The sequence below is a fragment of the Gracilibacillus sp. JCM 18966 genome (assembly GCF_055392695.1).
This window is the reverse complement of sequence record NZ_AP043883.1, coordinates 2,564,416-2,577,200: the sequence shown is the minus strand read 5'-3', so window position 1 is coordinate 2,577,200 and position 12,785 is coordinate 2,564,416. Positions and strand designations below refer to the sequence as shown.

Below are 12,785 nucleotides of genomic sequence, written 5' to 3'. Positions count from 1 at the left end.
TCTATTGACCTCCAGTCCTCTCATATACGAATTCCAATCTATTTCCTGGACGTATAGATATTCCCGTACTGCTCTTATGAAAGGTTTTCCTGTTTTCATTAGTTTGTATCGTAATATTTCCATAAGTGTTATTCTCTACTTCTGGAATTATGGTAATCACATTAAAGACAAAATTCTCATTAATTATTTCCACAATCATTTGATTTGCTTTTTTCTCCCGCTTTACCATTTTAAATCCATAATTAAATTCAAGTTCTTCTGCTGATACAAGTTCTCGATCGCCAAACAATGCTGATGGCCCCCAGCCTTCACTAGATTCGGGGTACCCAGGTACGAGAAAAAGTGGAACTGTTTCTTTTAACATTCCGAAGGGCGAAAACAAAATGGCCTGTGGTCCAGGTCCATGTATCTTAGAATAAAGCTTGGTAGAAGTATTTCCTTGTTGTAATGCTTTTGTGATTACACCAGATATAAAATGGCCTGTTATAAAAGTACTAAACCCTACAGAAGCTGGGAAATCTGGATTTAGCAAGCTACCTTTTGGTACATGAATCTCAAAAGCCTCTAATACACCTTCATTAATAGCTATTTCATCTGCTAATGGTGCGAGAATTGGCCAAGTAGCAAATGCCTTTGTTGTAGATAAAGAGGCATTGACCGGTGTATTGACTTGCATTCCTGTTCCATTAAAATCTATTGCTACTTGATTTGTTGATGTATTTATCGAGACATAAATTGTTATATTCTCCCCATTACTCGCAAATGTTATTTTAGAATCCATCGTTTTCTTAGGATATTGACTGATATGTTCTACTATTCTACGGTTTGAATAGTTAGTCATTGTATAAACTGATTCAATCAGCCTTTGTCCATATTGCTTAATTAATCGTTGAAGTTCTTTCTGGGCATAGCGCAGGCAAGCATACATTGCATCTAATTCTGATTGATAAAGGCTTTTGACACGACTATTTGCTAATAAAAAACGTAGAACATCCTGTTGTAATAGTCCCTGCTTATATAATTTCACTGGAGTAATGCGCATGCTCTCCTGCCATATTTCGAATGCATCGGGATTAAAACCACCTGGGAATTCACCTGCCAGATCAGCTATTTGAACGCGAACTGCCGGAAACAGAACAAGCTCTCCATGATAAAAAAGTGGTGCAACCATTGTTAATGTTTGACCTTTTGTTCCTCCATTATAAGGGTCTGCTACAAGTAAAATATCTCCATCGGAAATATCAAATGAAAAGTAATCAAATAAATGATCAACACTATCTTTCATAGCATATAAATGCTCAGGCTCATACTGATGCTGGATAGCAAGCTTCAGTTCATTAGTAAATATAGCTGTAGCAAATGCTCGATCCTGTGAAACTAATGGGGAACGTGATATTCTTTGAAGGGCTTCACCCATTTGGCGACAAACGGCTTGAAGTTTAGAATAAACGATTTGGGCTTCAATCATTGCTGATTCCCCCTCATCTGCTGTACTTCGATAATACAATTCCGATTCGCATCAATTAATGCTTCTTGCCCTGGATAAACAACAATGGTTGTTCCCCATTCCTCTATGACGGAAGGACCTGCGATTAAATTACCAGGTGCTAATAAAGAACCATCATATATAGGAATAGTCATTGGATTATTTTCAAAATATACCGTTCTTTCCGCTATTTTTGCTAGGGATGGATCTTCCTCTCCAAATGATTCATCAGTGATAACAAGCTTTTTACGAACACCAATTAGATCTAGACGAAGGTTTAGTATTTCGATCGTTTGTTCCGGGTCTTGATGGGCATACAGCCTTTCATGCATTTCATGAAAATCCTTCACCGTCGCATCTAAATTAAGACTAGTAATTCGTTTTGTTCTAGAACGAACCGGCACGGTAACTTCATGTACCTCCCCTTTATAACGCATGTCCATATAGCGACGTGTTTCAAAATGATCGACTATGCTTTCCCCACCTAATTTTTCGCGGGCTATTTTCTCCATTTGTTCAAAATCTTGATTTACTTGCTCTAAATTTAATGAAGGAAGATCTTCGAACCTTGTTTTTAGTTCTGTTACTTTTAAATTCGCCGCAACATCACCGAACGCAGAGAATACGGGTGCTAAGGATGGTACAATAACGGTATTAATGCCCAAATCCTCGGCTTGTCTTCCTGCATGAATAGCACCTGCACCACCAACTGCCATTAGGGCAAAATCACGAGGATCGTAGCCTCTTTGCGATGATACATACTGTACGGCATTGGACATATCACTATTGACAATCCTAGATATCGCTAATGCTGCTTCTATCGGGCTAATTCCTAACGGGTCTGCAATATGTTTCATTATCGCTTGCTCCGCTAAATTCCGATCAAGTTTCATTTCTCCTCCAAGAAAATTGTCTGGATTAATATAACCTAATAAAACATTCACGTCTGTTACAGTTGGTTCTGTCCCACCTCTACCGTAACAAGCAGGGCCGGGAAAGGAACCAGCACTTTGTGGCCCAACTCGTAAGGCGCCCCCGCTATCAATCCAAGCAATACTTCCACCACCTGATCCAATGGTGTGAATATCCATCATCGGTAGAGCCACACGATATCGACTAATCCAGCTTTCTGTTGTAATGGTCGGTTGGAGTTGTTCAATAACCGATACATCGTAGCTAGTACCGCCCATGTCTACTGTAATAATATTATCATTCCCCGATTTTTCTCCGATGAACGCACCTGCTGATACACCACCTGCTGGACCTGATAACAGGCTACCTGCTGCTAATTTTCCTGTCTGCTCCACATTTTGGACACCACCATTTGATTGCATGACAAATAATTCTCCACGAAAACCTTGCTCCTGTAATTTAGATTCAAGGTGATTAAGATATGATTGTAAGCTTGGACCAGTATAAGCATTCACAATGGTTGTTGATACTCTTTCAAACTCACGAATTTGAGGTAGTACTTCACTGGATAAAGAAACAAACAAGTGAGGTGCCTCTTCTTCTATGATCTCTTTCACTCTTTTTTCATGCATCGGATTAACAAAACTAAATAAAAAGCAAACCGCGATTGCTTCGATACCTTCTTCAACAAGGCGTTGAACAGCTTGTCTAACTGCTTGTTCATCCAATTCTTTTATTATATTTCCGTCTTTATCTAATCTTTCCCTTATTCCAATCCGGAATCTTCTTGGCACAATTTGATGTGGTGCTTTTAGTCTAACGGAAAATACACTTTCCTTATATGCTCGACGGAATTCAATTTCATCTCGAAAGCCTTCCGTTGTTAATAAGCCTACCTTTGCCCCACTATATTCTAACAAGGTGTTTGTTGCGACAGTGGTCCCATGAACAATTAACGGACAGTTTGCTAGAAAATCTTCTATACTAATATCCAGTAAATCAGCAATTTTTTGTACTCCGTTTATTACACCATCTGATTGATCGGGGGTGGAGGGGGTTTTTGTTGAGACTAGTTGGCCATCCTCTGTAGAAGCAACAAGGTCAGTAAAAGTACCTCCCACATCCACACCTAACACCCATTTTGTTGCCTTATCTTGATTCATATTGATATCCTCCCTAAAAACCATTTGATTCCTCTGATTTTTCACCAATTTCAAATTGAATATTCCATTTAGTTAAAAGATAAGCAATGATGACATAAAGGACAAATCCAATGACAATCGAATTAATTGCGGTAATGCCAAACATTAGCCTTGATCCAATAATTCCTGCTACTACGGTAGCGATAATTGCAGCAACATTCCATTTAGCATATTTCGTCCCTTCACCGAATTGGTAGCTTTTGTGTAAAATCTTTGGTTTTACAATCCAATGATCAGCTATCATCACACCCGCAATCGGAGGTACATAGGTCCCTAGCGCATTTAAAAATGGAACGAAATAATCTTGAATGCCGATTAAAGCAATGCCTAATCCAAGTACTCCAAGAACGATGACAATTACTGTCTTCGATAGATTAACCACATTTCGAAGTCCGAGTGAACCTGTATATAAATTGTTATCATTTGTTGTCCATTGTGCAAACACTAAAATTAAAAAGGCAAAAAATCCAAGTCCAATTTGACTCATTGCTGCAGGAATATTTGGTGTCGAACCAATCGTTGGTACCTGAGCAGCTAAAGTCATCGCTGCACCCGCAATAACACAGAACACTCCTCCTAGAAAGTAACCGACTGCTGCCCCAAATCCACCTTTCGCTGCTGTTTTTCCATACCTAGTGACATCTGCAAATACGACTGCTCCTGCTGCAGCATTTCCGACAACAATTGTAATACCAGCAAATATGGATAAGGGTTCTCCAGTTGGCTTGGTGCTAAGAAGTGCTTCCCAGCTACCTAAATGATTCACTGCTTCTGCAAGTCCCCAAATAGATAGAATAGCAACTAGTGGTACGGCAATCATACTTAGGGTGGACAATCCTTTATAGCCAATAAATGCTGTTAAGATCATCAAGATCCCACCCCAAACCATTGCAATCTTTGGCTCTGCAAACCATTGATTAGGAAACATTTCTGCAACCGTCATTCCAAAGAATGCAATCTGCCAGCCAAACCAGCCTATACCCATCGTTAGTGCCAAAAGGATACCGAATAGATTCGCTCCATATCTACCAAAGGCTTGTCTTGTTAGCATGGTAGTAGAAACCCCGTATTTTGCTCCCATCCATCCTTGAAAAAATCCTAAAATAGCAAGAATCAGCATACCAAAGACAGCCGCAAGTACAGCGCTTTGAAAGTCCATTCCTGCAACAAGTGCCCCTCCAGTAAATAATGTGGATAAAGAAATAATCCAAGCACAGCTTGTAATAGAGACATTGAATGTATTTTTTCTTTCTTCGATTGGAACCGTACGAATCGAAAAATCCTCTAGCTGTGACTTATGACTCTTACTCATTGTTAGTCTCTCCTTTCTCTACAATGGATATGGTCGTACTATTTTTTAATGTATTACCAATTGTACAAGCTCTTTCAGCTAGTTTAGATAATTTATTTTGATAAGCCTTATCTAAGCCTTTTGGCCATTCTATTTCTATCATAAATTGTTCCACTCTAGAAGGACCTGTTGTTGCTTTTTTTGCATCAACCGTAACGGAAAATTCCTCTTCTTCTAATTCTAGTTGGTCTCGCTCAAACAATTTGGAAATAGTAATAAACATACATAGTCCCAGTGAGCTTGTTAATAACTGGATTGGTGTGTAGCCATGTTTATCTGAAGTTGTTCCCCCATTAATCTGTGTCCCATTATCATTAGTGATAATCATTGTTTGATTCGTTGATCTAACGGTTGTTTTCATTGTCTGCCTCCTTGTCCTATCAGACCAAAAAATTCATAGCGGACCATTTCATCCACCACCCTATCAATGGAAAGGCTTGGTTGATAATTCAGTTCATGCATTGGGCCAAATAACCATCGTGATATCGTTCCGGTTACAAGGCTTGTTAGCATTTGTGCCTGAAATTCAACACAATCCCGATCTTCTAGCATTTGCAATTCAATCGCCCTTTGAATATTATTGGCAAATTCTTTTTCAATTGCGACTAATGTTTCCGAAATGGCATTTCTTAGTTTTTCATCACCACCTTGTCCTTTTAAAAGTAGTAAAATCATTAGATTACGATTATTGCTCGCAAAGCTTAGTAGCTTTTTCATTAACCTTTTGGATGAATCCACCATATCGCGGATGTTACCCTCTTCTTTACGATAACCACTATGGACAACTTCTAGTAATTTTTTTCTTCCTTCTGCCATAATTTTTAAGACAATTTCCTCTTTGCTCTCGAAATACCAGTAAAAAGTTCCTTGTGCTACTCCAGCTTTTTTTACGACATCAGATACCTTAGTCGCATGATATCCTTTGGTCGCAAATAGCTCTAATGCCACTTCTAACAGTAGATCCCTCGTATCCTTTTTCAAAGAACAATCCTCCTCGATTGACAGTTCAGTCAGTTTTGAACAAAACTATTCCGATAGATTTACTATAGTTTCTGGATTCCTAATTGTCAATCTGCAAAGCTTCTTTTAGAAAATAAAAAAAAGCATACTTCAAAGAAGTATGCTTTATCGGATCTTACTCATCATTGCGTAATTTTTCTCTTTTTTCATATGCTTCGTCTCGAACCTTTTCGCGATTTTCATAACCTTTGTTTCTTAATTCTTCTCTATACTGATAAGCAGTATCACGTGCGTATTCTCTCAGCTGATAGCCTAGATCGCGTGCTATTTCTCGGATGTCATAACCATCAATTTCTAAAGTTTCCTCCATATAATAGGAAAGCTCTAAAATGCGGTTCTCTTCCTCTTGAGCTAATGTCACCATTTCATTTTCTACTTCGAATAGCTTGTTGACTCTTTCGGATTCTGATTGAAAATACTTATTAACATTTTCACTTTCCCATTCAAACCATTCATTGATTAAGCTAGATTTTTCTTTTTCAAAGTAATCCTTCAATTCTTGTTCATTTCGTACCGTGGAATACTTCCCTTTTCCCGCTTCCGCAACTTTTTTTAATTGCTGTTGTCCTTCATCGTCAACATCAAAGCCTATAATATTAACGATTGCTTCAATGTCTGATTCATTTAGATCTTTTGCTACTTTTACGGGATCTCCATCACATGTCTCTACACCGTCACTTACGACATAAATAATATTTTCAACATTTTCACCAGTTTGCTTACTTAAATCCTCTTTCGCTATTTGAATGGCACTAGCAAGAGGAGTCCAGCCAGCAGGCGAAAAACTATCTAATGCTTGATTGAATGTTTTTTCATCATAATGACCCAATGGATAAATCTCTTCGGTACTACTACAGGAAAGCTCTTTATCCTCATCACTTCCAGTACCCTTATGTCCATAAACTCGCAATGAAATATTTACTTGTTCTGGTAGTTCACTAACAAAGGTGTCAATCGCATTTTTGGCAAGCTCCATTTTTGTTTTCCCATTAATTAATGCGCCCATACTTCCACTTGCGTCAAACAATATTTCTATATTTACCTTGTGTTGTTCCGCTTGGTCTGGTGTCTCTATTTCGCCAGGCTGTGAGCTTGCCGATTCAAAAGATGTATCCACATTATTGAAAAATTCATAATAATTCCGATAATCCTCAGCTGTTAATGCTAGTAAGCGAGAGTAATACTCCTCACCAGATAAATCCTTAGGAAACTGATTAATCAAATCTTTTATCTTTTCTTCCTTATATTTCTCTCCACTATAGTCACCAGGTTCTAATTGCATCCTTTCTTCAACAGTTGATACTAAATATGTTTCATAGTTTAAATTATCGATCTCTTCGTTCGTTCCTTCTTCTGAGTTTTTCTTACTAGGTTGTTCCTCCGAGGAAGCATCTTCTTTACCACCACAACCTGTCATTAGCAATAAAGCAATTAGAAGAGAAATCCATTTGACATGCTTTTTCACACCAATCTAACCTCCACTTTAATTAACATACCAACATATTTTCTCATAACTTGGTAATATTGTTCAATGGTTCTTATCTCCCTTCATTTTACTTTTTTAGGTGTCATTAGACCTATAATTTGTGAAAAAGCATTCTTATGAAACAAAAATAAATCACCAGAGTTCTCTAACCACTGGTGATAAGCTATTTATGCTGTTTTCTTTTCTGCTAGGATTGCTTTTTTTGATTTTCTGACATTAAAAACAATATTTAAACATATAGCAGTTAAACTGCCAAGCACGATCCCACTATCTGTCAGGATTTGTACACTTTCAGGAAAATCTGCGAAGATTTCTGGAACCACGGTTACACCTAGCCCCATTCCGACAGAACAAGCGACGATGAGAAGATTCTCCTGTGACGAGAAGTCCACCTTACTCAACATCTTTATACCGTAAGAAATAACCATACCAAACATCGCGATCATCGCTCCACCTAGTACTGATTTGGGAATCACTAAGGTTAAGGCACCGATTTTAGGAACAAGTCCAAGTAGAACAAGCATGAATCCGGCAGTATAAATAACATTATTCGTTCTTACACCAGATAATTGGATTAAGCCAACATTTTGAGAAAAGGTAGTATATGGAAAAGAATTAAAGATTCCACCAAAAATAATCGCTAACCCTTCTGCTCGATAACCTCTTTCCAAATCTTTATCTTCAATCTTTTTATCACAAATATCACTTAATGCAAAGTATACACCAGTAGATTCTACTAAACTAACTATCGCAACTAAGATCATTGTTAGGATTGGGGTAAGATGGAATTCTGGAACACCAAAGTGAAACGGTGTTGGCATATGGAACCAGGAGCTTTCCGCCACTGGACTTAAATCGACCTGTCCAAAGAAGGATGCTACTATCGTTCCTAGGAGGATACCGATTAGAATCGCAATCGCTTGAACAAAACCTTTACCAAAACGAAAGATAAGTAAGATAATCAGTAATGTCCCAAAGCCTAGTGCTAAGTTCGTCAAACTACCAAAGTTCTCGCTTCCTTCTCCGCCTGCTAAATCATTCATGGCAACAGGTATTAATGTAATCCCAATAATTGTCACAACACTTCCTGTTACGACAGGTGGGAAGAACTTAATTAGTTTACTAAAAAACTTTGCAATAACAACCACTACTAGCCCTGAAACGAGAATGGAACCATATACAGATGTAACCCCATATTCATTTCCTATTGCAATGATTGGTCCAACCGCTGTAAAGGTACAACCGAGTACCACTGGTAGTCCAATACCAGAAAAGCGATTTTTCCATACCTGCAGAATACTTGCTACTCCACACATTAAAATATCAATAGAAATTAGATAAGTAAGCTGTTCATTTGTCAGCCCAATACCTGCACCAACAATTAATGGAACAATAACAGCACCAGCATACATTGCCAATACATGCTGAAAGCCTAGTGAGGCCATTTTACCTTTTGATAAATTCATATTTTTTCCTCCTCATTGATGAATTGAATCGTGTTGTTTTCTAAGGATTTGATTCTTGCTAATGACTCCACCCGATATCCTTTCTTTCTTAAGAGCTCTCCTCCGTCCTGGAATGCCTTTTCGATGACAATTCCAAGTCCCACAGCTTCTGCTTCCGCTTTAGCGATAATGTCAATTAGGGCAAGTGCTGCCTGTCCGTTTGCTAGAAAATCATCAATGATTAAAACTCGATCATCTTTGTTTAAAAATTTACTCGATATCGAAATATCATTCGTTTCTTGCTTCGTATAGGAATAAACTTTCGAAGTAATCAAACCTTCTGTTAAAGTTAATGACTTTTTCTTTCGAGCAAAAATCACGGGTACATCTAGGATTAAGCCTGTCATCACAGCTGGCGCAATACCAGATGATTCCAGTGTGACAATTTTGGTTAACTTTTCATTCTTGAATCGATTAGCAAACTCCTCCCCAATTTCTTTCATTAAATGAGGATCTATTTGATGATTAAGAAATCTATCGACTTTTAAAACAGTATTAGACAATGCTATCCCTTCTGTTAAAATCTTTTGTTGTAGTTTTTCCACGATGCTCACCTCTTCTATATTTTTTCCTTAAATTCTTGCAAAATAGAACGACAAAAAACCCAAAGATCGAAAACTCATCCTATGTGATGAGCAATGATCTTTGGGCATCGATTCGAATAGAACAGCATAGCTATACTAGTAAAACCTTCATTGCTCACTCATAGTCAGATCATTTACGGTAATCTGGTAGAAACTTGTAGGCCATATCCCTACGATTATACGAGTGATTTGTATAATGATATTCTATATTGTAACATGTTATCAGCTGTTGACAAGCGATTTTTTGTAAGATTTATGTGGTTTATTAGAATTCTAGATACTAGTCTCATTTAATTTTTTTATGATGTACGCCATTTATAATTGCGATCATTTGAATTGCAATGGAGGATCATGTAATTTATTCTTATATATTTTTTTCAATAAGGGAGGTATTTTTTTGAATAAGCCTAACCTAAACAAAAAAGATCCTCGGTTTAAAATCGCCAACAGAGAAGCACTGGTAGGAATTGGACTAGTACTTTTTAATTTTATCTGGTGGTATGGCTTTGCTTATGGATTAGGAAGCCAAGATGTTAATGAGTATAACTATGTCTTTGGTTTCCCAGCTTGGTTTTTTTACAGCTGTATTATCGGGGTAACCATCATGGCAATACTTGTATTTATTATGGTAAAATTTTTTTTCGTGGATGTGTCATTTGATGAGGAAGGGTTTGAAGATAAATGAATTGGCATGCGACTATTTCATTATTTGGTTCTGTTGCTATTATTTTTATCATCGGATTATTTGCTAGCAGAAAAAGTAAAACAAGTACATCTTTTATACAAGATTACTATTTAGGTGGCCGTAGTTTAGGTGGGTTTGTGCTTGCCATGACAATGACTGCAACCTATGGAAGTGCCAGTAGTTTCATCGGAGGTCCTGGTGTCGCCTATAATGAAGGACTAGGATGGGTATTGCTTTCCGTTACACAAGTAGCAACCGGTTATTTTACCTTAATGATACTAGGAAAAAAATTCGCGATTATCACCAAACAATATAATGCGGTCACCATGGTCGATTTTCTGAAGGAACGCTATCAATCAAAGTGGGTGGTTGTATTATCGTCTTTTAGTATCGTAATATTCTTATTCTCTGCAATGGCAGCTCAATGGATCGGTGGTGGACGTCTAATTCAATCCCTTACAGGACTCTCTTACGATGGAGCGTTATTTATTTTTGTTATCACTGTACTTATTTATGTTACATTTGGTGGGTTCCGTGCGGTTACTTTAACAGACTCGATCCAAGGAACGATTATGTTTATCGGTACACTAGTCTTGTTAATCGCTGTGATTATTGCTGGCGGAGGAGTAACAGAAATTATGACAAAGCTTCAAGTAGAGAATCCAAATTTAATTACACCTTTTGGAGCTGATGGAACCCTGACCAAGGCATATGTCTCCTCCTATTGGGTTTTAGTAGGGGTCGGTGTCGTTGCTTTACCACAAATCGCCGTTCGTGCTATGTCCTATCGGTCAACGAAATCGTTTCACCGAGCATTAATTATTGGAACAATTGTTGTTGGTTTTATTATGTTGAATATGCACTTAATTGGTGTCTTTGCACGTGCTGTATTACCTGGCATCGAAGTTGGAGATAAGGTGATGCCATTAATCGCTTTAGATGTATTGCCACCTTGGGTAGCAGGGTTTGTATTAGCCGCACCACTCGCTGCCATTATGTCTACGGTAGATTCACTGTTATTATTAGTTAGCTCAACCATCGTAAAGGACATTTATATCAACTACATAAATCCCAATGTAACTAGAAAAAAAGTTCAAATACTAAGTATGTCGATCACAGCAATTTTAGGTATTATCGTTTTTTTACTTGCTATAAATCCACCTGATTTAATTATATGGTTAAATCTATTTGCAATAGGTGGACTGGAGGCTGCTTTTATTTGGCCAATCGTTATGGGACTTTATTGGGATAAAGGAAATCGTTTTGGGGCACTTGCTTCGATGATAGTGGGGATTAGCTCTTATATTTTATTTCAGGCCTACTACCCTGATCCATTTGGGATGCATACAGTGGTAAGTTCTATTGTTTTATCATTTGTGTCTTATATTGGGTTTAGTTTAGTGATGAAAAACCGTATTCAATGATAAACAGACAAAGAACCTTGTATTTTTCAACAGGGTTCTTTGTCATTTACCTATAGATTTATTCGTTATGCTCTATTGAATAATTTCTATTTTTAATAATTCTCCCCATAGCATATCAACAATCGGATACAATCTATCCTCTAATTGATAGGTATAGCGAAGGCTCGGTTGTTCTGTTATCTCTTTTTTTACTAGTTTTAGATCACAAAGCTCATTTAATCTCATCGATAAGATTCGTGGTGAAGGGTTACCTAAAAGTCTTTGTAAAGCTTGAAAGCGGGTGTAATCGTGGTATAAGGAAATCATTAGTGGCCATGTCCAGGATTTGCGGTGTAATGGACCAGCTTCTATAGCCTCCTCTGCTTTTTGAAGGCATTGTGTAATCACAAATAATAATTCCCCATATTCTGTCAATTCATATTCAGGTAACAAAGGATGTCGCCTTTCATATGGAGATAACCGCTTCACAATTTGTTTCGAAACAAGTCTAGAAAAATTATCACTTAATCGAGATGGCGATATTTGTAACTGTTTTTGCAAAGGAGTAAAACGCCCTCCTGATGACTTTAGATGAAGTAAAATGGGCATTATCCACCGTCCAGATAGTTGTTGTGTATGTTGAATCGCCTCTTCTAAATTCATTTAATCCACTATCGTCTGGGATAATTCAAAACTATGACCATCTGGATCCTGAAAAGTAGCAAGCTTTACAAAACCAGGAATTACTTCTATGTCCCCTGTGAACTGAATACCCTTCTTTTTCAACTCAGAAAATGCTAAATCAATGTCTTCTACTTCAAAAACGGCGGAAGAAGTAACAGGAACAACTGTCTCTGACTCAGCAAAGCCAATACAACAATCCTTTGTATTAGTTGTTACTATCGCTATTCCTTGATCCTCATCCTTAAAGTCTAATGAAAATCCCAAACCTTCTGTAAAATATTTTACAGATCGCTCAAAACTTTTGACATTGTACCAAATCGTTAGACCAGGCTTATACATATTTCCCACTCCTCATAGTTAATACCTATATTATATTAACTATAAAAACGGAAGTCAATGAATAAAATTGATAAATGAAATACCATTCCACTATTATTCTTCTGAAAAGTTTGTTTTTCGACTATACA

Annotated in this window: 12 protein-coding genes and 1 riboswitch; of the genes, 2 read left to right on the top strand and 10 right to left on the bottom strand. The window is 37.5% G+C overall.

Annotation, left to right across the window (positions count from 1 at the left end; genetic code table 11):
* Position 1 precedes the first annotated feature (1 nt).
* The 8 genes from ACZ5N5_RS12350 to ACZ5N5_RS12315 all read right to left on the bottom strand — a co-directional run bounded on the left by ACZ5N5_RS12350 (position 2) and on the right by ACZ5N5_RS12315 (position 9,507).
* Positions 2-1,468, bottom strand: a complete 1,467-nt coding sequence (locus ACZ5N5_RS12350) for a hydantoinase B/oxoprolinase family protein (RefSeq protein WP_109984959.1) — start codon at positions 1,466-1,468, stop codon at positions 2-4.
* Positions 1,465-3,561 carry a hydantoinase/oxoprolinase family protein gene (locus ACZ5N5_RS12345; RefSeq protein ID WP_109984960.1) on the bottom strand — a complete coding sequence of 699 codons (2,097 nt, stop codon included), beginning with the start codon at positions 3,559-3,561 and terminating at the stop codon, positions 1,465-1,467. Before ACZ5N5_RS12345 ends, ACZ5N5_RS12350 begins: the two co-directional genes overlap by 4 nt.
* A gap of 13 nt (positions 3,562-3,574) precedes the next feature.
* Positions 3,575-4,912: a purine-cytosine permease family protein gene (locus ACZ5N5_RS12340; protein WP_464372567.1), complete on the bottom strand. Its 1,338-nt coding sequence runs from the start codon at positions 4,910-4,912 to the stop codon at positions 3,575-3,577.
* Complete coding sequence (locus ACZ5N5_RS12335) at positions 4,905-5,312, bottom strand: OsmC family protein (protein WP_054860633.1); 408 nt, start codon at positions 5,310-5,312, stop codon at positions 4,905-4,907. The genes ACZ5N5_RS12340 and ACZ5N5_RS12335 overlap by 8 nt, the downstream gene beginning before the upstream one ends.
* Complete coding sequence (locus tag ACZ5N5_RS12330; protein WP_464372566.1) at positions 5,309-5,932, bottom strand: TetR/AcrR family transcriptional regulator; 624 nt, start codon at positions 5,930-5,932, stop codon at positions 5,309-5,311. Before ACZ5N5_RS12330 ends, ACZ5N5_RS12335 begins: the two co-directional genes overlap by 4 nt.
* A gap of 154 nt (positions 5,933-6,086) precedes the next feature.
* On the bottom strand, positions 6,087-7,436 hold the full coding sequence (locus tag ACZ5N5_RS12325; RefSeq protein ID WP_464372565.1) for a VWA domain-containing protein: 1,350 nt from the start codon (positions 7,434-7,436) through the stop codon (positions 6,087-6,089).
* A gap of 188 nt (positions 7,437-7,624) precedes the next feature.
* Complete coding sequence (locus ACZ5N5_RS12320) at positions 7,625-8,923, bottom strand: nucleobase:cation symporter-2 family protein (protein WP_109984962.1); 1,299 nt, start codon at positions 8,921-8,923, stop codon at positions 7,625-7,627.
* Entirely contained in the window at positions 8,920-9,507 is a 588-nt protein-coding gene (locus tag ACZ5N5_RS12315) for a xanthine phosphoribosyltransferase (protein WP_109984963.1), read from the bottom strand. Before ACZ5N5_RS12315 ends, ACZ5N5_RS12320 begins: the two co-directional genes overlap by 4 nt.
* Before the next feature lie 141 nt (positions 9,508-9,648).
* Positions 9,649-9,750, bottom strand: a riboswitch (purine riboswitch).
* A gap of 193 nt (positions 9,751-9,943) precedes the next feature.
* Between ACZ5N5_RS12315 and ACZ5N5_RS12310 the strand changes: the two genes are divergently transcribed.
* Together ACZ5N5_RS12310 and panF are read left to right on the top strand one after the other, a co-directional pair.
* Entirely contained in the window at positions 9,944-10,231 is a 288-nt protein-coding gene (locus ACZ5N5_RS12310) for a DUF997 family protein (protein ID WP_054860628.1), read from the top strand.
* Positions 10,228-11,655 (top strand): sodium/pantothenate symporter, encoded by a 1,428-nt coding sequence (gene panF / locus ACZ5N5_RS12305; RefSeq protein WP_054860627.1) that lies wholly within the window; start codon positions 10,228-10,230, stop codon positions 11,653-11,655. The genes ACZ5N5_RS12310 and panF overlap by 4 nt, the downstream gene beginning before the upstream one ends.
* Before the next feature lie 72 nt (positions 11,656-11,727).
* On the opposite strand, the gene ACZ5N5_RS12300 is transcribed toward panF, so the two are convergent.
* Both ACZ5N5_RS12300 and ACZ5N5_RS12295 read right to left on the bottom strand, forming a co-directional pair.
* Positions 11,728-12,297, bottom strand: coding sequence for a winged helix-turn-helix transcriptional regulator (locus ACZ5N5_RS12300; RefSeq protein ID WP_464372564.1), 570 nt, complete (start codon positions 12,295-12,297; stop codon positions 11,728-11,730).
* Entirely contained in the window at positions 12,298-12,657 is a 360-nt protein-coding gene (locus ACZ5N5_RS12295; RefSeq protein WP_109984965.1) for a VOC family protein, read from the bottom strand.
* Positions 12,658-12,785: the final 128 nt, after the last annotated feature.